Origin of the sequence: Agathobacter sp. LCP21S3_B2, assembly GCF_052118705.1 — a bacterium.
Taxonomy (GTDB): Bacteria; Bacillota; Clostridia; order Lachnospirales; family Lachnospiraceae; genus Roseburia.
Window position 1 is genome coordinate 33,499 of record NZ_JBQKGQ010000021.1, and the last position, 22,370, is coordinate 55,868.

Annotated in this window: 15 protein-coding genes, 1 tRNA gene and 1 rRNA gene; all 17 read right to left on the reverse strand. The window is 42.0% G+C overall.

The window, feature by feature from the left end:
- Positions 1-73: 73 nt before the first annotated feature.
- On the reverse strand, positions 74-1,438 hold the full coding sequence (locus ACTQ1L_RS13260; RefSeq protein ID WP_117714270.1) for a PFL family protein: 1,365 nt from the start codon (positions 1,436-1,438) through the stop codon (positions 74-76).
- 43 nt (positions 1,439-1,481) lie between these two features.
- On the reverse strand, positions 1,482-1,766 hold the full coding sequence (locus ACTQ1L_RS13265; protein WP_012742407.1) for an ACT domain-containing protein: 285 nt from the start codon (positions 1,764-1,766) through the stop codon (positions 1,482-1,484).
- A 22-nt stretch (positions 1,767-1,788) separates the two neighbouring features.
- Positions 1,789-2,592, reverse strand: a complete 804-nt coding sequence (locus tag ACTQ1L_RS13270) for an MBL fold metallo-hydrolase (RefSeq protein ID WP_441367632.1) — start codon at positions 2,590-2,592, stop codon at positions 1,789-1,791.
- 1 nt (position 2,593) lies between these two features.
- Complete coding sequence (gene pilM, locus ACTQ1L_RS13275) at positions 2,594-4,894, reverse strand: pilus assembly protein PilM (protein WP_441367634.1); 2,301 nt, start codon at positions 4,892-4,894, stop codon at positions 2,594-2,596.
- 5 nt (positions 4,895-4,899) lie between these two features.
- Positions 4,900-5,541 (reverse strand): dephospho-CoA kinase, encoded by a 642-nt coding sequence (gene coaE / locus ACTQ1L_RS13280; protein ID WP_441367648.1) that lies wholly within the window; start codon positions 5,539-5,541, stop codon positions 4,900-4,902.
- Positions 5,519-8,230, reverse strand: a complete 2,712-nt coding sequence (polA, locus tag ACTQ1L_RS13285; RefSeq protein ID WP_441367636.1) for a DNA polymerase I — start codon at positions 8,228-8,230, stop codon at positions 5,519-5,521. The genes coaE and polA overlap by 23 nt, the downstream gene beginning before the upstream one ends.
- Before the next feature lie 75 nt (positions 8,231-8,305).
- Complete coding sequence (locus tag ACTQ1L_RS13290; protein WP_441367637.1) at positions 8,306-10,096, reverse strand: aminopeptidase P family protein; 1,791 nt, start codon at positions 10,094-10,096, stop codon at positions 8,306-8,308.
- 4 nt (positions 10,097-10,100) lie between these two features.
- A complete protein-coding gene (locus tag ACTQ1L_RS13295; RefSeq protein ID WP_022293702.1) occupies positions 10,101-10,562 on the reverse strand; it encodes an acyl-CoA thioesterase in 462 nt (153 codons plus the stop codon).
- A gap of 94 nt (positions 10,563-10,656) precedes the next feature.
- Complete coding sequence (locus tag ACTQ1L_RS13300) at positions 10,657-12,600, reverse strand: SUV3 family DEAD/DEAH box RNA helicase (protein ID WP_321110364.1); 1,944 nt, start codon at positions 12,598-12,600, stop codon at positions 10,657-10,659.
- An 18-nt stretch (positions 12,601-12,618) separates the two neighbouring features.
- Complete coding sequence (locus ACTQ1L_RS13305; protein ID WP_441367640.1) at positions 12,619-13,176, reverse strand: FKBP-type peptidyl-prolyl cis-trans isomerase; 558 nt, start codon at positions 13,174-13,176, stop codon at positions 12,619-12,621.
- Between the two features lie 42 nt (positions 13,177-13,218).
- The gene (locus tag ACTQ1L_RS13310; RefSeq protein ID WP_441367642.1) at positions 13,219-15,807 is read right to left on the reverse strand and encodes a YfhO family protein; all 2,589 of its coding nucleotides are present in this window, start codon (positions 15,805-15,807) and stop codon (positions 13,219-13,221) included.
- Positions 15,807-17,723, reverse strand: a complete 1,917-nt coding sequence (locus ACTQ1L_RS13315; protein ID WP_441367649.1) for an LTA synthase family protein — start codon at positions 17,721-17,723, stop codon at positions 15,807-15,809. Before ACTQ1L_RS13315 ends, ACTQ1L_RS13310 begins: the two co-directional genes overlap by 1 nt.
- A 198-nt stretch (positions 17,724-17,921) precedes the next feature.
- Positions 17,922-18,004: transfer RNA gene (locus ACTQ1L_RS13320), tRNA-Leu, on the reverse strand.
- Positions 18,005-18,187: 183 nt separating this feature from the next.
- Positions 18,188-19,228, reverse strand: a complete 1,041-nt coding sequence (locus tag ACTQ1L_RS13325; protein WP_441367643.1) for a GGDEF domain-containing protein — start codon at positions 19,226-19,228, stop codon at positions 18,188-18,190.
- A gap of 126 nt (positions 19,229-19,354) precedes the next feature.
- The gene (locus tag ACTQ1L_RS13330) at positions 19,355-20,380 is read right to left on the reverse strand and encodes a lysylphosphatidylglycerol synthase transmembrane domain-containing protein (protein WP_441367645.1); all 1,026 of its coding nucleotides are present in this window, start codon (positions 20,378-20,380) and stop codon (positions 19,355-19,357) included.
- Between the two features lie 185 nt (positions 20,381-20,565).
- Positions 20,566-21,981: a uracil-xanthine permease family protein gene (locus ACTQ1L_RS13335; RefSeq protein WP_441367646.1), complete on the reverse strand. Its 1,416-nt coding sequence runs from the start codon at positions 21,979-21,981 to the stop codon at positions 20,566-20,568.
- 287 nt (positions 21,982-22,268) lie between these two features.
- A 23S ribosomal RNA gene (locus tag ACTQ1L_RS13340) occupies positions 22,269-22,370 on the reverse strand; the annotation flags it as partial.

Consider the following 22,370-nt stretch of genomic DNA (forward strand, 5'->3'; position numbering starts at 1 on the left):
TACCACTTTAAAATAAGCATGTACTTATAAGTTATTCTTATAAGTACATGCTTGTAAACAATGCCATTATTTACTAATTTTTAAAGCTGTGAATAGGTGCCGGGATTCTTCCACCGCGGTTTACAAATGCATCACAAGAGAATCTGTTTACCGGCATAACCGGTGCACTTCCAAGGAGTCCTCCGATTTCTACCACATCACCTACATCCTTTCCGATTGCTGGAAGCAGTCTGCAGGCTGTTGTCTTCTGGTTTATCATACCGATAGCCATCTCATCTGCGATAATTCCTGAAATTGTGGTGGCCTTTGTATCGCCCGGGATTGCAATCATGTCAAGTCCCACTGAGCACACACAGGTCATAGCCTCAAGCTTTTCGAGAGTGAGTGCACCATCATTTACGGCATCTATCATTCCCTGATCCTCCGATACAGGAATAAAGGCACCTGAGAGGCCGCCGACATATGAGGATGCCATGATACCGCCCTTTTTCACCTGATCGTTTAAGAGTGCAAGTGCTGCTGTTGTTCCCGGAGCTCCGGCTCTCTCTAAGCCTATCTCGCAGAGAATATCTGCTACAGAGTCTCCGATAGCCGGTGTAGGTGCAAGTGAAAGGTCTATGATTCCAAATGGTACTCCAAGCTTCTTTGAAGCCTCCTTTGCCACGAGCTGTCCTACTCGAGTAACCTTGAAGGCTGTCTTCTTGATTGTCTCACAGAGCACCTCAAAGTTCTCGCCTCTTACTTTTTCAAGGGCAGTCTTTACTACTCCCGGTCCGCTGACACCTACATTGATGATGGCATCTGCCTCTGTCACACCATGGAAGGCTCCTGCCATAAACGGATTGTCATCAGGAGCGTTGCAGAATACAACAAACTTGGCACAGCCTGATACAGGAAGGTGCTTTGTCACCTCTGCTGTCTCCTTTATCATCTCGCCAATCAGCTTTACTGCATCCATGTTGATTCCGGTCTTTGTAGAGCCAACATTTACAGAGCTGCATACCAGGTCTGTCTCAAGCATTGCCTGAGGGATTGATTTTATTAAAAGCTCATCCGCCTTTGTCATGCCCTTTGACACAAGTGCTGAGTATCCACCGATGAAGTTGACACCTACCTCTTTTGCCGCCTTGTCGAGTGTCTTTGCTATGGTAACAAAATCCTCTGAGCTCTTGCAGGCCGCACCACCGACAAGGGCGATAGGCGTAACTGAAATACGTTTGTTTACGATAGGGATACAGTAGTTGTTCTCTATCTCTTTTCCTGTTGCCACAAGATCCTTTGCAAGTGTTGTAATCTTGTTGTAGATATTCTCATTTACCTTTGCAAGGTCTGAGTCTATACAGTCGAGCAGGCTGATACCGAGTGTGATTGTACGCACGTCAAGATTTTCCTTCTCCACCATGTCATTGGTCTCAATTACTTCACCAATATTAATCATTTTGCTGTTCTCCTTTAACTGTGTATGACATTTTTATGCTAAACTAGATTCGATGCATCATCTCAAAGATTTCTTCCTTCTGACACTTTATTGTTACACCAATTTCTTCTCCAAGTGCATCAAGCTGGTCAGAAATCTCTGCAAATGAAGCTGTAGCATTTGCCATATCAACAATCATCATCATGTTGAAATAACCTGAAACGATAGTCTGTGAGATATCAAGCACGTTTACACTGCCCTCTGACAGATATGTACATACCTTTGCGATGATTCCTACTGTGTCTTTTCCGACAACTGTGATGATTACTTTGTTCTTTGTGTTATCCATAACAACTTATTCTCCTGTTCTCTTATTCTACGGCTATGCGGTCTGATGCCCTGTCTCTCTTAGCCACATACATAGGGAAATCACTTGCCTTATATGGATTGTCTCCCATTGTGACCTCAAGCCTGACAGCTTCATACGCCAGCTTTTCGTAGTTGTTTTCTTTACTAAGGTGTCCCAGTATTACTGAGCCAAATTTATCATGAAGAAGCTCGCATAACAACTGCCCGCTTCTCTCATTCGACAAGTGCCCGCTGTCACCCATGATTCTGCGCTTGAGCGGATAAGGATACGCCCCTGTCTGGAGCATATTTATATCATGATTGGCTTCAAGCAGCAGTCCGTCAAGGTTCTGAAGCTTTGAAACCAGTGTGTCATCATACGTGCCAAGGTCTGTCACGACCGCCATCGCATGATTTTCATTTTTAAACCTGTACGCGACAGGATCAGCCGCATCGTGTGATATGTGAAGCGGCTCAAACTCTATATCGCCTATTGTAAAATCGACGCCTGCCTCAACAGGATGAAACAGCTCATCATCTATATTTCCAACGGATTTGGTACATTTTATGGCACCGATTGTGGCCTTTGTGGCATAAATCGGAATATGATAGCGCCTTGCCATGACACCAAGCCCTGCGATGTGGTCTATATGCTCATGCGTCACAAGAATGCCCTGCATATCTGTGGCAGTCATATCAAATTCATTCAGTCCGTTTTCTATTTTCTTACCGCTGATGCCCGCGTCTATGAGCACATGACAATCATCTGTGCCCACACATATACAGTTTCCACTGCTGCCGCTGGCAATGCTGCATAATTCTAACATGTTAATTCTCTTTCCAGTATAATTCTATTTGGTCTCCCTCATGAAGCTCCTCGGAAAACTGGGCATCCCTGCCATTTATTACAGTGGCTATTGCCCTGCCCTTTCCTGCCTGTAAATCAAATGAGATATGGGTAAATATATCGACAAATATATATGTATCCTTGCCGGACAGCTCTACAGGCTCACCGTTTACAATTACTGTAATTGTATTTTCTGATGAGTCTTCTTCGTGTATTTCTTCCTGTATATCATTTTTCGGCAATTCATTTTCCGGCAATTCGTTTTCCGGCACAGCAGATACTTCAGCTTCTTTAGCAAAATCATCATGCAGCTCATCGAGCACCTGATTCATCATCTGCTCTGATGTTCTGGACACTGTGTTGTCTGACTCTGTGCTGTTTACATCCGGCTCTGCTAAGACCGAAGCATCATTTGTATCTGCATCCGTTTTTTCGTGAACTGAGTCAGCATTTTCATCATGTTCATCCGTGACCGAAGCCTCATCTGTATCAGACTCTTGTGTGTCATTATAAGTGTTATTGTCGATTCTTGCAACACCATATTCATCTGTTTTCCACTCAACAGAGAAATTTTCATATACAAGAGTGTCGAGATCCGCCTCTTCATTGTTTACAAATATCATCTGGTCTGTGTCAATAACGAGATCCATAAACTGCGCAATCTGGCGCACTGTATAGTAATTTCTTGTCTCAATCACATCGTTTTCCCTGATGCTGTAATCCTCCGGCTCAAGCCTTCCGTTTACCTGGACAAACCTTGGACATGATACCTTTCTGCCATTTATGACAAATGTAATGACAGAATGATTGTACTCATCAAGCTGCGATATCTTATACACTGCTGCCTCTCCTGCTGTGGACGGCTCGATGACTATCTCACTGTTTGGCTCAAGCGGTGTGTTGATGCTTGCTGGCTTTCCGTTCATGGTCACCACTGCGCCCTCTCCGGCCTCGCCTCTTACAAGCCTTGCCACGCCGTTTACCGTAAAGTTTATCGGTGTGCCGCGCTTTGGAAACAGCTCATTGTTTGGAAATCCCGCCTGAAGCGCCGCATCGACTATTGTAAGCCTGTTATTGTCATAGAGCTTTATTCTCTCACCGTTGAATCTGACCATGATAAAATTGTTTCTCTGGTCATAATAATTCAGACATATACCAATTGGAGTGACAAGAAGCGGATCCTTCTTAATATCCTCCTGCTCAAAAGTCACATCGCCAAGCACTTCCTCACCTCTTAGAGCGACTCTTTCCTCCGGCAGGTCAAGGTCTTCCGCAAGCTTTTCCGTAAAGCCGTGTATCTTGCCTCCGCCTCCGACTACAAAGCAGGCGCTTACTGTCTTATCACCGTTTAGTTCTATTATTTTAGCCGATACCTCATGAGCAATATTGTCAACAACAGGTGACACCACCTCCCACACATCCTCTGCCGGAATCGTGTGCTCGATACTCATGATATCCTTGTATGTAACCGTATCCCCGGTCGTAGACTGAAGCTTTATGTGCTCAGCCATGTTAAAATCCACGAGAAAATGCTGCACGATAACCTCTGTCAGCTCATCTCCTGCATGCGGTATCATGCCGTAGGCAATAATACTTCCGTCCCTTGTGATTGATATATCACTCGTTCCGGCCCCCACATCGACAAGTGCGATATTAAGCATACGATAGTTCTCTGGAATTGCCACATTGATAGCGGCGATAGGCTCCAATGTCATATTGGCTACACTAAGCCCGGCCTGTCCCACTGCCGCATACAGTCCGTCTACCACATCCTCAGGCAGAAATGTAACTATGATATCCTCGCCTATTTTGTTTGCCTTATGACCCTCAAGGCTGATAAACACCTCATCATTTAAAAAGAATTTTACTGTAGAATATCCCACACAGTAAAACTTATAGCTTGTATCGTTAACCTCCTTGAGTGCCTCCTGTGCCTTTTCTATACCAAGCAGATTAAGCGTATGTATATCCTCACCTGTCACCACAGACTCCTGTGCATACTCATACTCCACATGTGTCGTGACAGTCTTTAATACTCGTCCTGCGGCCGCTATACACACCTCTTCAAGAGGCTGTCCTATCTGTTTTTCAAGCTCATCCTTTACTTCCTTAATGGTTTTTGCCACCCTGCCTATATCATGTATCTGACCGTCAAGCATGGCTCTGGTCTCATGCTCCCTGACATACTGTGCTGCAACCACAAATTCCTTGTCATCAGTCTGATAACCAACAGTTCCTACGACATTTCTTGTACCAATATCCAAACCGAATACATTGTTCATTTCCACTACTCCTTGTATTTGCTAAGCGCTTTATTTATTGAAGCTATCGTGTTTTCGATATCTCCGTCATTATCGATAACCTCCCTGCAGTGCCTTCTGTACTCATCTTCTTTAAGCTGGCTTGCAAAGATGCTGTCAATCTTCTCATCTGAATAGCCTCTTGATGACTTAAGTCTTTTTCTTCTGACTTCTTCGCTTGCATAAATATACCACAGCTCGTCGCATATTTCACCATATCCCTCCTCTATAAGGAGTGCTGCTTCAAGCACAAGCATGAAAAGACCTTCTTTTTTTGCCTCTTTAACTGCATTAAGCACATATTCCTTTACTGCCGGATGTACTACTTCGTTTAGGAGCTCTCTTTTTTTATTATCCGAAAAAATCACTCTGGCAAGTGCCGGTCTGTCAAAATGCCCGTCCTCAAGCCATATCGGTTCGCCCGCAAACAATTCCTTTAATCTGTTGTAGCAGTCGCTTCCCGGCTCCATCAGCTCATGTGCTATCTCATCGGAGAGCATGACCCTTACACCATCAAGTTCCTTAAGATAGCCAAGCACTGCCGATTTTCCGGCACCTACACCACCTGTTATTCCTATAAAAATCATACTGTTTCCTTTTCTGTCATCAATGCGCATCATACCAGTCATAGCCACACTCGGTGCCCACCTCCATGGATACCTTCATGTCCACCGCACCACGCATCTCTTTCTCCAGAAGCTTAATCACTTTATCCTTTTCAGCTTCCTTTGTCTCAATTAAAAGCTCATCATGCACCTGAAGGATAAGCCTTGACTTTAAGCCCTCGTCAAGAAGCCTGTCATGCACACGTATCATGGCAATCTTTATGATATCGGCTGCTGTACCCTGAATAGGTGAGTTCATCGCAACTCTCTCTCCAAACTGTCTTTGCATGAAATTGCTCGAGTTCAGCTCAGGAATCGGTCTGATACGTCCAAACATGGTCTTTGTATAGCCGTTTTTCCTGGCATCCAAAACCGTCTGATCCAAAAACTCCTTAATCTTTGGATATTTGACAAAATAGCTGTCTATATAGCCCTGTGCCTCTTTCCTTGAAATCCCCAGGTCGTTAGACAGGCCAAACGCACTGATGCCATATACGATACCAAAATTTACAGCCTTTGCATTTCGTCTTTGAAGGTCTGTGACCTCATCAAACGGTGTGTCAAACACAAGGGATGCTGTACTTCTGTGGATATCCTGACCATTCTTAAAGGCCTCTATCATCCTTTCATCCCCTGAAAGCGCTGCCAGCACCCGAAGCTCGATCTGCGAGTAGTCTGAGTCAACAAACAGATCTCCCTCCTCAGGCAGAAATACCTTTCTGATAAGCTTGCCCAGCTCAATCCTTATCGGGATATTCTGTAGATTAGGCTCTGTGCTTGAAAGACGACCTGTCGCAGTGATTGTCTGATTTAAGGTAGTATGGATTTTGCCATCGGATGCAATATATCCCGAAAGTCCGTCAGCATATGTGCTCTTTAGCTTTGTGAGCTGTCTGTATTCCAATATATCCGCGACAATCGGATACTCAGGTGCCAGCTTTTCAAGCACATCTGCCGCAGTCGAATAACCGGTCTTTGTCTTCTTTTCATTTGGCAGACCAAGCTTCTCAAATAGAATGACTCCAAGCTGCTTTGGCGAATTTATATTAAACTCCTCACCTGCTGCCTCATATATTTTCTTTTCAAGCTCAGCTATTGAAACAGCAAGCTTGTCTCCATACTCTTTTAGCTTTATTCCATCAGCCCTTATACCCTCATTTTCCATATCATACAGCACGAAAACGAGTGGCAGCTCGATATCTCTGTAAAGAGTAAGCATATCCATTTCCTTTAGCTTCTGCAAAAGAACCGGCTTTGATTTCCAGGCAGTATACACCTCGTAGCAGGCACAGTCCACTGCCTTTTTCTCATCCTCCTTCATCATCTGAGTAAAATCAAGCTTTCCCAGATAATCCTTTTTAGATGAGAGCATAAGCCCCAGATAGTCCTTTGCAACCGCATCATAGGGATACTCCCCGACAAGTGGATTGATAAGGTATGCAGCCACCATCATGTCAAAATATCTGCCTCTGTCATCTGCCTTTATCTCTTTGCTCTTAAATCTGTGCAGATTTGTCTTTAAATCCGGTGATATCCATGACTTTACTTCCAGGTTATTTATTTTTTCATCCAGGAAGCTGCTTGAAATCTCATCACCTGTACAGATAAAATAAATGTCCTCCTCTGAAAAACAAATCGAAACAGCAAGATAATCGTTCGAAACCGGCTCCGAAAACAGACTTAGCTGTCCATCACTTTCGCTGTTTCCCAAAGACTCTCCCGGTACTACCGCAAAAGCGACCTCCTTGTCCTTTGCCTTCTCAAACACACTCTCAGCAGTCTTTAAGTCCCTTACTACCACAAAATGCTCCTCGGCATTGTTTTTAGGAGCCTCCACATTAAACCGTGACAGCATGTTTTTGAATTCGTATCTTTTGCACAGTAAAAAGGCTTCCTCAGTGTAGAGTGACTCTACTCCGCCACTAAGCTTTGCATCAGAAAATTCATAGTCAACCGGCGCATCAAGTATGATTGTCGCAAGCTCCTTGCTCATAAGCGCCTGCTCCCAATACTCTACTATATTCTTTGAAGCCCTTGGCGGCTTTACATTCTCAGCGTCCTCATGTACTGCCTCTATACAGTGATATTTTGCTATAAGTGCGCCTGCTGTCTTTTCGCCGATACCGGGTACACCGGGAATATTATCAGACGTATCTCCCTGCAGAGCCTTTACATCGATAAACTCCTTTGGAGTGACGCCGTACTTTTCGATAACATCTGCTGTATTGTAGTTTTCTATCTCGGTTCCTGTTTTCTTTGTCTTTGGAATCCTTACCATGACATGGTCAGTCGCAAGCTGCAAAAGGTCTCTGTCTCCGGAAATGATGGCGACATCCATACCGGCCTTTTCTGCCCTGACAGATAAAGTTCCAAGTATATCGTCGGCCTCATAGCCTTCCTTTTCCACGATTTTAATGCCCATAGCGTTAAGCATTTCCTTTATCATAGGCACCTGCTGCCTGAGTTCCTCGTCCATAGGCTTTCTCGTGCCCTTGTACGCATCAAACATCCTGTGGCGAAACGTCGGTGCATGCACATCAAATGCCACCATCAGATAGTCAGGCTTTTCCTCGTCAAGAATCTTGAACATGATATTCAAAAATCCATAGACTGCATTTGTGTGAAGCCCCTCCGAATTGGTCAGATCAGGCAGCCCGTGATATGCCCTGTTTAAAATACTGTGTCCGTCTATAAGTACAAGCTTTTCACTCATTTTGATACTTTCCTTACTGTCAATTATAATATTGTTGTAATCGCTGCCGGTCACACTGCAGTGCAGGCAGTAACGTTAAATAGCTCTTGTATATTTCTTAAGCCACTGGGCCTCCTCATCATTCAAAAATGGTGAAACAAGCTCATAAACTCTCGCATGATAAGCATTCAGGTATCCTTTTTCCCTGTCTGTCATCTGATTTGGATCAATCGCATCTAAATCTATAGGCACATATGTCAGATTCTCAAAATACATAAACTGGCCATACTCATTTTTCTCGCCCTTTCGGCAGATAAGCTCATTCTCTGTACGAATACCGAATTTGCCCTCTAAATAGATGCCCGGCTCATCTGTAGTGACCATTCCCTCTTCTATCACACGCTCTGCAGTTCTACCCGGGTACTGCTTCCAGTGAAAGCTGTTTGGTCCCTCATGCACATTGAGCACATAGCCCACACCGTGTCCGGTGCCGTGATTGTAGTCCATGCCAATCTCCCAGAAAGGCTCTCTTGCCAGAATATCAAAGTTTAGTCCCGAGCAGCCCTCCTTAAACTTTGCATTTGCCAGGTTCATATTTGAGCAGCACACTCTCGTAAACATATCCTTCATCTCGTCAGTCACCGGGCCTAGTGCAAAGGTTCTCGTGATATCTGTGGTTCCCTCCAGATAATGTCCGCCTGAATCAACCAAAAGAAGACTCTCAGGCTTAAGCTGCCTGTCAGACTCCTCTGTTGCAGAGTAATGCACAATAGCACCATGATCAGCATATCCGCATATTGTGGCAAAGCTCAAATCAAGAAAGCCCTCCTGCTCAGCTCTAAGCGATGCAAGATAATCTGAAGCCGAAATCTCTGTCATAGGTATCTTACCTATATTTGTCTTAAGCCAGTACATGAACTTGCACATCGCAACTGCATCCTTTAAATGCGCCTTGCGCAGATTTTCAAGCTGTACTTCATTCTTTACGGCCTTCATGACAACTGTAGGATCCTCCGCATCAATCACCTTAACACCATCCGGCAGGCTGTCGCAGATGCGGTAATTTACAATCGATGTATTTAAAAGCACTGTCTCTTTTTCATCAATATGCTTCACATATTCATAAAAATCATCATAAGGTCTTGTCTGTATACCATTCTTATCGAGGTATGCCTTAAGAGTCTCTGTCACAACCTCCTCCTGCAAAAACCATATGCAGCTGTCCTGTGACAGTGCCAGGTATGAAAGCACTACAGGCACATAGCTTATGTCGCCTCCCCTGACATTTAAAAGCCAGGCGATATCGTAAAGTGATGACATCAGATGAAGGGTTGCACCCTTTTGTGCCATCTGCTCTCTGACTCTTTTAAGCTTTGAACTTATATCCTCACCGGTATATTTATTGTCAAAAATCATGACAGCCTCCTTTGACATAGGAGGCCTGTCTGTCCATATAAGGTCAATCAGATCCTCATTTACATACATGCTGCCATGCTTTTCTTTTGCAATTTCAGAAAGCCTTTTGCCCCATGCGGCATTTACCACTCTGCCGTCAAAGCCTATTACACCGCCATCCGAAAGAGTATCCTTTATATACTCATCAACTGTCGGTACGCCCTCCTCGCCAATCTTAAAGAGCTTTACAGTGGTATCCTTAAGCTGCGCAGCCGCCTGCACAAAATATCTGCCGTCTGTCCATAGACCTGCCTCATCCATAGTGATGACTGCGGTTCCTGCTGAGCCCGTGAAGCCTGTAATATATTTGCGTGCCTTAAAATGCTCTCCTACATACTCTGACTCATGAAAATCAGCAGTAGGTACCACATACAGCGAGATGCCCCTCTTTGCCATCTCGCTTCTCAATGCTTTTAATCTATCCTGTATCATTTTATTATGCCTCTTTAAATTCAAAAAATTTTGTATCTAATTCCGGATACATTCTCTTTAATGAGATTGGTTTGCCGGATTTGTTCAAAAAGCAATGGCTGCTTTTTGCAGTAGTTCGAAGCTCGCCTGTCTCTTTGTCCTTCATGACATACTCAAGCTCCATCTTGATTCCGTTATACTTAAGCAGCTTTGTGTATATGACGACCGTATCATCGAAATGTACCATACTGTGATACTCTACCGATATCGACAGCACCGGGCTTATGATTTCCATCTCCTCCATCTGCCTGTAGTTGAGTCCTATCTGATCCATCAAATCAAGTCTTGCTTCTTCCATCCACTTGACATAGTTTGAATGGTGGATTATACCCATCTGATCTGTTTCATAATACTTTGCGTGGTGCTCGTAAGGACGAATTCTAAGTTCACCTTGTGAGCCGGCAATCTGTAACTCATTGTTTGCCATAAAAACTTCCTCCATTCATATTTTGGTCTTATTTCTATTATGCCACATTGGACAGCTAAATTCAACGACTTGACCGTAAAATATAAACCGGCTGCTACCTGCGTATCATGCTGTAGCAGTCTCTGCATATATTGCGTGAATTTCCAATCGGAAGTATTCTGCCGCAATACCGGCATCTGATGATATACTCATCCTTGTTCTTTGATAGAAGCTGCATAATCTTTGCCTGTGTTTTGTCGCGCTCGTTTTCAAGCCAGTCCTCCTCCACAATTTTGCCCATGCGGACTGAAAACTGATAGTACAAATCAAGTTTTTTGTAATAGGATTCGTATTTCATGAGCCCCTGATACTTTGAATGCTTATCAGGCTTGTCGAGAGAGATATCAGATGTATACGACATGCAGTAGCGCAGCCATTGTCTGACAAGCTCCCTGTCCTTTATATCTATAGGACATGTAATCATCTTATAAAGCAGATATTTGTCATCAAAATCTGCGATAAAGTATCGCTCCTTATACGCATATCCATACAAAAACAATATCTCATCGACATTGATTTTCCTAAACGGTGCTGATGGCTTTGCCTCATGCCAGAGCTTAATTATCGCATCAAGCGGCGCATCCATTGTAAGGAGCACCTGTGGGAAGCCAAGACTTACTATATCAATATCCTGTTCCGGTATATTTAGCGTATTCTTCAGATAATTCAGATTCTTTTGTCCCAAAGCTGTCACATAACCTGTATCATACAGACCAAATCTGCCTGCACGGCCCGCTATCTGTTTTATCTCAGAGATGACAAGCGGACGTCTTGATACTCCATCAAACTTTTCCACCTCCAGAAATACAATTCTTCTGACCGGCAGATTGAGTCCCATTCCTATCGCATCTGTTGACACGACAACCTGTGTCTTTTTCTCATTAAAAAGCGTCATCTGCCTGCGCCTTATTTCCGGTGGCAGACTTCCGTATATGACACTTGGCTTTATGCCGTTTTCCTCAAGACGCCCTGCTATATTGAGTACCGACTTCTTTGAAAACACGATAAAGGCATCGCCCTCTCTCACATCCTGCGGAAATGAAAACGGCTTATCCTCCAGCTTTAGCGCAGTCTTTCTCTCATACTCCCTTATCTCATACTCGTCGTGGCACAGATTAATCAGATGAATGACTACATCCTTTGCCACCGGGCTCATGCATATATGAATCTCTCCAGCAAGTGTACCAAGAATTGCCCTGGTCCACGAATGTCCCCTGTCATCATCTGCAACCATCTGTGCCTCATCAATCACTGCGATATCATATTCCTTATCACAGTCAAGCATCTCCACTGTCGATGCTATAATTCTGCTGTCTGATACCTCAAGACACTCCTGGCCTGTAAGCATGGTGCATGGTATGCCTGCATCATTCATCTTCTCATATACCTCAAGTGCCAGAAGGCGAAGCGGCCCCAGATAAACTCCATTTTGCGCCAGCTTAAGCCTCTCAAGCGCCTGATATGTCTTACCGCTGTTAGTCGGGCCTATATGAAGTATGAAGTGCCTTTTCATGCTCTGTGCTTTTGGAAACTCAAGCTCAGGCCGTGCCGGAACCAGCGTGACAATCTCTCTTCTAAGCTCCTTGCTGCGGTACTCATTATAAAGCTCTTTCATGCTTCTGGTACATATCGCCCCTATATACTCCTTGCGCAAAAGCTTTAGAAAATCCTCTGTGAGATACTCTGCCTCCTTCTCATCAAACTGCTCCATATCCACTCTGACGAGCTGCGGAAGGATTTCTCTATTTAAAATCTGCCTTGCATTTTTATTGTTGGAATAATAGGTAATCAATGCAAGCCTTTTTATTTCCTGATGCAGCTTGTTGAGTGCCACAGTCTCATTTTTTGAAAATCGCGCATATTTAATTGATTTTGCTTTGTTATTGAGCCTGTGAATATAGTGTGCCAGCTTTACAGGCTTACCTGTACTTCTCTTCGCATTCTCCCTGTACTGGTCAACATAAAACTGTACCAGTACCTCTTCAAACGATTTTTCCATATATGTGTGTTATCCTCTTTATTTATATACACCGTTAAGAGTCACCTCAAACGTAACATCCTTTCCGGCTAGTTCTGTATTTGCCTTATAATCATCCGGAAACTTCAGGTTTAAATCAAAGGTTTCTCCCACTTTGTGACCTACCACCCCGTCCTCAAAGCCATCTATATAGCTGCCTGAGCCAAGCACGAGGTCTGTGCCCTGTCCATCAGTGCTTCCACCCTCGAATTTTTCTCCGTCCATATATCCGGTGTAGTCAATATTTACCTTATCTCCGTTTGCCGCAACCGTGTCAGTCTCTGTATTCAGTGTTGCTGCCTCGGTCTGTGAATCACTGCTTTGTGTCTCGGATGCCTGAGATTCTGTGGTCTGTGATGCAGCTTGCGTACCATCAGTGCCATTTGACGATGAACCGCCCGATGTCGCAACAGCCCAGATTAGCACTATGACTACCACAACGACTGCCACTACCGGCACCCAGAATTTCAGCAGATTCACAACCTTTGCCTTCTTTTCTGCCTTCTCTCTCTCGATTCTTCTTTTTTCCTGTGCGATTTTTTTGTTTTGTTTGTTCATTTTTTTAATCTCCTGTTTTATTTTTATTATTGAATTATACTATTACAATTTGAACATTCTGTGTTTCGCATAAATGAACAGTATGCGTTGTCTGTCAGTGCATTCGCTATCTGTCACTGTTCGCTTTAAACGGCTGCGTCTCTTAACTATTTGACGCAACAATAAAAGCAGCAGAAAGACGCCCACACAGCCTGCGCTTATAGCTGCACCTGCCTTAAGCCCCGGTGTCTCATAATAAAGCTCTATCTCATGCTCTCCCTCATCCATATGAATGCTCACAAAGGTATCTGAAAAATCCTCATACTCTGCATCCTTCCCATCCACCTTCATAGTCCATCCCTTTTCACTCGGAATAGAAAGCACAAGCTGTCCTGCCTGTTTCACATCAATGTGTCCGCTTATGTGTGTATCTGAAAAATCATCCACCGAGAGTGTCTGCTCATTGAGTGTATTGTAAGCACTCTCAACTGCAGCAATGGAAAGTTCGTATACATTAAACCTCACAGCATCGGCATCAGTGTTTGTGACGGAAACTGTCTCCCCCGCCTTCACATATCCCAGGTCAAACAGATACCTGTGAGTGGTCTTCGAGTATGTGGTCTCATACTCTCCGTGGCTGAATGTCAGACTGTCAGTGCTGCACGAATCGTATGCTGCATAATAATATCCGTCATGGTCAAAGGTGAGAGTCGTAGTTCCCGGATTTTCATCCTGAGTGCACTCTGTCAGGGTCAGCGTATCATCTGCTGCGCCAAGGAGCCTGCCAATGGAATTAATCGAATAGATTTTCGATGACGATGATGGCTTCCACTCATCAATCACTCCCTCATCCATCATAAAACCAAGCGGAAGCGTGTAGTTGTTCCGATACAGATAGTGATTTCCACATTTTCCCACAAGTGTAGTCAGCTCATTCTGTGGCTGTATTGATTTTGTAACCATATATCTGACCGAAAGCATGGCTGACGTGACAGGTGTGGCACCGTTATAGCAGTAGAAATTCTTGCCTCCCTCCATATAAAGAGCCTGATAGAAATGGCTCACATTTATATTCATCAGGGAAGAAAACTGTGTTCCAGAAGCATAGCCGTATCGTGTGTCATCATTTTTAGTAAGTCGGCCTGTATCCTCAACCCTGTAAAATGGTACATCGTTGTCAGCTGCATCCTCTTTTGCCAGCTCCAGTGCCTTTTGCATATCGTCCACATTGGCATTGTAGCTGCTTCTGCCGGTACATCCAAGTCCTGTCACAGCCATATTGACAGCCAGCTCCACAATCGCAATACCGCATGTTATGACCATCAAAAGCTCCCTGTTTTTCCTTGCTGCAAGCTTTAAAAGTACTGTCATAATGCCGTACAGCGCAACAAACAATATGCTTATGATAACTGCATAATACTCTGTCACATCCTCATCGGCAAACATCGTGCTTACTGCCATAAGCGCCGATGCAAATACCACTGCCACGCCAATATGCCACAGTCTTATGCCACGCCACTTTCTTACTGTAGCATAGCCTATGGTCAATACAAGAAATGCATACAGATACGACTGTCTGCCAGGCAGCGAATCCGGAAAATGCAGTCCGTGCCATATAAAGTCAAGCTGTTTATTGGCAAAGCTTGCCATGAAAAACAACACAAACAATATAGGAGCTATTTTTTTCTTCCAATTAATCCTTTTGTTGAGCACAAACAGTATCAAAAGCATCACACTAAAAGCTCCGGCATACAGATTCGGCCAGTTCTCTGCACCCTCATAGACGCTTGCTGTCGTACACATCCTGCCGACCTCTGATAAGAGATTAAAATACCACTCTATCTGCTTTGGAAACTCGATGCCCGACGAACCGCTGTAGCTTAAAATGATAAGCTCCGGGATGATTAGCACCATCGCAGTGCCTCCAGCCAAAAGCGAGTAAACGGCAAATCTCACAATTGCAGCCATTTTACCGCCCTTTTGCGTAAAGAAAAGCCATGCAAACCAGAATACTAAAAAGATGCAAAGCATGATGCTCAGATAATAATTTGACAATATACAAAGTGCCAGTGATACATAGTAAAGCACCGGCTTTTTGTCCCGCACAAGCTTCTCAAGTCCTACTATCGCAAGCGGTGCAACTGCCACAACATCCATCCACATGACATCCCAGCTATACGCAGCTACAAATCCGGAAAGCGCATATGCCGTAGAAAAAACAAATGCCGGCACAAATGTATTATCGTGATACCTGTTATCCTTTCCAAGAAGCACAAAGTGCTCCTTCAAAAAATAGAAAAATGTTGCTCCGCTAAGCGAAATCTTAAAAATGATAAGCAGTTCAATAAACTCAATAATATGGCTCTTTGGAAAAAGCACCACAAGCCAGTTTAATGGACTCGCCAGATAATAGGCAAATACCGATACAAAATCACTGCCAAGCCCGATATTCCATGTATACATGAGGCTCGCACCATTTCTTAGCTTCTCCCACAGCTCATTAAAGAAAGGCAGATACTGGTGATACAAATCCATATGCAAAAGGCAGTAATCGCCAAATGGATATACACCATTTCCTATACAGATGATTATACATATGAAAAACGGAATTAAAAACGCTGTCAAAAGTGGATGCTTTTTAACAAAATTCATCACTTATCCTCCCAGTCAAACAGTCTGTAATATTGCAAAAGCTTATAATCGTTTAGCATATCCGAATCGGCCTGCTTCTTTTTGCTGCCGGTTGCCTTGTCTGATTTATTTGATGCTTTATCTGATGTCTTATCTGCAGTTTTATCCATGCGTACCGCTGATATAATTGGATACTCCTCCTGCAGCTTTAGCAGAAAGCTCTGATAGTTATTTGTCGGCACACCTGCCGCTTTAAGTACGTTTGCAGCCAGATAATTAACACTCGTGTCTTTTCCTTCCGCCTCATCAATATCATAATTTGCCCAGATAACATACGGCACCTGATAGCGCAGCTTAAGCTCTTCATTTGATAAATTATTATAATCCATGCCGTTTGCTGCAAGAACAGAGCCTGCCACAGTATCATTTGGCTGATGATCACCGAAAAATACCACTATAGTTTTCTCATCCACATTTGAGAAATATTCAATGAGGCTCTTTAAATCCTCATCTGTCAGCTTAATCAAAGAAAGATACTGGTCAAGCGCAGAATTATTGAGCTTATCAGCTGTCACCGTATTGTCAAAGCCGTAGTATGTATCCGTGTATCCACCATGGTTTTGCATAGTGACATTGAATATAAATGCCGGCTGACCATCCGGTTTGTTCTCATAGGTCTCAATAATCCTGTCAAAGGATGTCTCATCACTTATATATTTGCGCACAAACCTCTGATTAGAATAATCCTGCATAAACGAAAGATTGTCAAATCCCAAAAGAGGATAGACCGTATCCCGGTTCCATCCACTGCCATAGTACGGATGCTGTGCATACGTTGCGTAGCCTATGCTTTTTAAATAGCTTGCAAGGGAAGGTGTCGTGCTCTTGATATACTGCTGATAAGGAATACTTCCTACCGGAAGAAAAGCCATCGTATTTCCTGTCAGAAACTCAAACTCGGTATCGGCGGTATTTCCACCGCATACAGACGTATTCAGATATCCTGTTATAGTGTTCTCATTGCCCTTTTCAAGACTGTGCACAAACGGCATATAGTCTGTATTTGTATCAAAATCACCGAGCACTGACAGGTCTGAAAATGCCTCATCCATCACAACTATAATATTCGGATAATCACTTTTATCTGTAATTGCAGTATTATTAGCTGCATTATTAGTTGCATTATCTTTATCAGCTTCTTCATCTATAGTGGCAGAATTATCTGAGGCGGCAGCTTCATCTGAATTATCATCTGTACCGGCATAGCTGTCAAGCAGCTCCTTAGCCTTCTGTCTGCTATACCCATCAGGCTTATCAACCGCCACAAACTTAAGATCCATCGCAAAGGTCACTGCCATTCCATTCACCTTTGTCATATATGCAGGTGTAAATAGAAACGGATACAGGTAATTGTCCGTCTGGAAATCCTCATCCTGCAGGGCATTCACAAACAGACACAGCGCAAGTAATCCAAGCACTGTCGGAATTAGTCTGAACCTGAATTTCCACTTAATTCTGAAATCAACAAAATGCATAAGCATAATAAGAGCTATAAATATAACTGTAACAACAACTACTCCTGCAGTCGGTGCGAAATCATAATTGGATGCAACACTTGTCGCCGTACCAATTGAAAAAATATCCCATGGAACAAAAGGAGTCGAGCGGAAAAGCATAACATAATGATTAATCAGTCCAAAAACCATGGCCACGATAAAAACTGCACGAAGTGCCCATTTCGCCCTGCCCGTAACAAAATAAAGAATCCAGGCAATCAGCTCAAACAAAATAATATTAAAAAATCCCGCCATAAATCTGACTTCTTCAAATGGATTATGTTCGTAGAACTCCATAAGATAAAAAGCCGTAATCGGGAAAATCGAGAAAAATATAACATTGAATATAATTTCATATTTTTTATAAATCTTTTTTATCATCATAATGCTCCTGTTTGCTATCTGGTATTACAGCCTATATGGCAGATTTTTGGGTACCTTTTTGGGTACAATTTTGGGGCAAATTTTTCTTAAAAGTACCCTAATTTCTTTAATTTTTTGAAAGATTGTAAGTAAAGAAAAACCCCGCAAACCCTTGATTTTACTGAAAATCTTGGATTTACGGGGTTTTACAAATAGTGCCGGCAGTGGGACTTGAACCCACACGGGCTTGCGCCCAACAGATTTTGAGTCTGCATCGTCTGCCATTCCGACATGCCGGCATCTTACGAACAGTCAATATTCTATCACAGTTATTGACTTCATGCAACTAAAATTTGTAAATTCATTATGAATTTGTAATTTCAATATAAATTTCATTATAAATTTTATTATAAATTTTATTGTTTCGATAAAATCTTTAATATGTGTCTTTAACAATATATATGAAGGCCTTGAATTATATCTCAACACACAACCTTATTCTTACCTGTGCATTTTCCAACATAAAGCTGCTTGTCAGCAAAACTGATCCATTCCTTATAATCCTGTCCAACCTTATACTTCCCCGCACCGATGGTTACGGTCATCTTGCCACTGCCCAGAGAAGTCCAAATCGTTTTGTCATTTACAGCAATCCTTATTTCATCAAGATAATCCTTTGGAACCTCTCCGTTCACACATTTTCCAAGGAGCAGGAACTCTTCTCCTCCCCATCTGCAGTATTTAAGCTCTGTTCCACGGGCCTTCTCCACAATAGTACGTGAGAGAATCTTAAGAGCATCATCTCCCACATTATGACCGTAGGTATCGTTTATCTTTTTGAAATCATCAATATCAATCATCGCAAGATAATAACCCCCCTGCGAATTAGTCTCAAACAAATTTTTAAGCTGTGCCATCATGTAAAAACGATTCGGCAAATCTGTCAATGCATCAAACTGCGCCTTCTTTTCCATAGCACCTTCTGTTGAAGCGAGAAAATTAGATAAAACAAGCATGGTAATAATAATTGAAAACAATACAATTGATACAATCGCTATTGAAAGACACCTGATAACCATTGGATCCAGCTTGTAAATCGGATTTACCATGTCTTCAAATGTATACAACAAAATAATCGTAATTGAATAAATACAGCTTAAGATGATTGCGCTGTAGCCTTTCTTCTTTTTTCTCTTAATCACATAATCCAACACGAAAAAATAATACATTACATCTATCAAAAAAAGCTGAAAATTGCACTCCATACCAACACTAAAAACTGCTAATACCATATGAATAAGCACTTCTACAGCCACTAAATACAGATATATATTTATTTTTTTGCATTTTGCAATATTAAATCCCAGAAAATAAAAACATATACTAATCATGTTCACTCCTGCCATCAGGTCAACACCTATAGATGTAAACAGGAAGAAAAACATAATATGTATGGCAAGAAATGTTTTATTCATCATGAGAACAAAGGATTGTTCCTTTGTTGATGAACCGCTGTACTCCATTTATAAAAACCCTCTATCTACTTTTCTACATTTCATAAATATAATTGTTACATGTCAATAGCTATATTAGAAATAATATCACAATTACCATGCTTTAACAACCTTTTTTTGCACAAAAGTACCAAATTATTTTTTCCTTACTCTTCTTAACATATATCCAATTAAAATAATAAATGCACTTGTCAATACACTTCCATAAAATGTTACTCCTCTACACAACAACTCCATATTAGCTGCATTGTCTCCCACAAGCTGTTTAAATCCATCAATCATGATATAATCAGCAACCCCCATTGCCCCCGGAATCGGAACACAATTAGAGCCCATGGCAACAAAGCATTGTATCACACTGACGTCCATAGCCTTTTTCACACCCTCTCCCATAGACATAAATATCATAAATGAGACTAAAAGCTGTGACATACGCTGCATCATATTCCAGAAAAAAATCTCTGCAAGAAACCCTGTCTGTCCTGTAATGCTGTTAGAGCATTCCTGATACTCAGCCATTGTGTTTTTAAGTTTTTTTCTAAGTTTATCACCGTGTCTGATGACATGTATTTTTTCCATCAGACGAATTATTGCATCACATATGCCATACAATATCTTTCCTTTCCTCAGCAGCATGTAAAAAACCAAGGCAAGAAATATAAGCACTATGATTCCAATACCTATAAACACTCTGGATAAAACAGAAAAATTTTCAAGCATAGGATATTTAAATATTATAGATAAAATTCCGACTGTCAAAAGCGCAAGTGTATACATTACAAGATTGATAAGTAATGCTACTGTTGTCGCATATCCTGGAATGCCGTCCTTCATCATAAAATACGCACTTGCAGGCTGTCCCCCGGATGCAGAAGGTGTAATTGCAGAAAAATACACATCAGCTCCACCATAAACCGTTCCATCCAAAGCATTGGTCTTATATCCAAAATGTCTTGCAATTCTGACAAGCGCAAATCCTTCAAACCAGATAAATCCAAATGTACATACAAAGCTTGCAAGAAGCCAGCCTTTATCAGCTCCCGAAATAAAGCTTTTCAATGTATCAAATGAAAAATTCCTGCTTTGTGATATAACAGCCCATATACTTAAAGCAGCTATAAAAACTGACGCAATTGCCCAGAATATTTTTTTCTTATCCATGAAACAGATTACCTTTCCAATAACAAAACTGGTGTCGTGACCTATAAAGAACACCACACCAGTTTATTGTAGATAATATACCTGATTTTATCAAGTAAAATATTGTTAATGACTTCTTAATGTTTAATGAAATTTGTAATAAATTCCTATTCTGATTTGTTTATTTCATCGTTATAACTTTCTTTTTATACCTCATCGTCATCATCATCTGTATTCATCATATATACTCCACGGCTGGCATCCCCATCCGGATTCTTACCAAATTCATAATTATTTCCCGGTAAAACGGCATTGAGGAAAATTCCGGCAATTGCTGCAATGGCAAGTGCTGTCAGAGTAATTGATGTTCCTGCTACTGTAAATGTAAGTCCATCTCCAAAGCCCAGACCACATACAAAAATCACACCCGCAATAATCAGATTTCTTGATTTTGTCAGGTCTACCTTGTTTTCAACCACATTTCTGACTCCTATTGCTGAAATCATTCCATAAAGCATGAATGAAACTCCACCAATGATTGCTGAAGGCATAGTGGAAATCACGGCTGAAAACTTTGGAATAAACGAAAGTGCAATAGCAAAAACAGCAGCAATACGGATAACTCTCGGATCGTATACCTTGGACAGCTCAAGTACTCCTGTATTCTCACCATATGTTGTATTAGCCGGTCCACCAATGGCCCCTGCAAATGCAGTCGCAATTCCATCACCTATAAGTGTCCTGTGAAGCCCCGGATCAGCAATAAAGTTCTGCTCTACTGTAGCAGAAATAGCTGACATGTCGCCAATATGCTCCATCATTGTCGCAATAGCGATAGGTGCCATAACAAGGATTGACGTAATATCAAACTTCATAAACTGAAATTTAGGTATTCCAACCCAGGCAGATGATGCAATTGATGTAAAATCAAGGATTGTTGAACCATCAGGATTTGTAATCCCGGCAGCATTCATGATTAGTGCAAACACATATGAAATAATTACGCCCATTAAAATAGGAATAATCTTAAATAAGCCCTTCCCCCAAATATTAAAAATAATTATGACTCCAAGCGCAATAATTGCAAGCACCCAGTTTGTTGAAGCATTATTGATAGCTGACCCGGCAAGTGAAAGACCTATGCATATGATAATAGGACCTGTCACAACCGGTGGAAGAAAGCGCATTACACGCTTGATTCCAACCAGCTTAATAATCAGTGCAAGCACAAAATAAAGCATACCTGCAACAAATATTCCACCACACGCATACGCTGCTTTATCATTGACAGCCATATCTGCATACATGCCACTGTCAAGATTTGCAACAGTATAAAAGCCTCCTAAAAAAGCAAATGACGAGCCCAAAAAAGCCGGTACCTTAAACTTTGTACACAGATGAAATATAAGCGTGCCAAAGCCTGCACAAAAAAGGGTAACCGATACAGAAAGACCTCTGGTAAGCGGCTCCCCACAAGCCTTCTGAAAATATCCTGATACAAGAATAGGCACAAGAATTGTTGCGCCGAACATAGCAAACATATGCTGCAAACCAAGAATAAGCATCTTGGCCTTTCCAAGCTGCCTCGCATCACGAATTGGCTCCTGTTTCTTTTGTTCCATAACAACCTCCTTAATAAATTAATATTTTCGATAAGTAACTGAAAACATTATAGCAGTTTTTAATTATTATTTCATTATTTTTTATTATTTTTCACAAAAAAAAGACATCTCATTGGATGTCTTAAATAATTCATATTTAATAAGTTTGTACCTTCAAAACTTCATACAAATTTGATTTGTTTTTCTGTAATCCACACCGAAAAAATCATCTCGATTCAAATCCAAATTTATGCAGACACCTCTGCAAAATCCGTATTTCATTGTACTTGTTTTTCTCAGTTATTAACCAGATTAAGCCCTCGACCTATTAGTAACAGTCAGCTCCACATGTTGCCATGCTTCCACCTCTGCCCTATCTACCTTGTAGTCTTCAAGGGGTCTTACTCCTT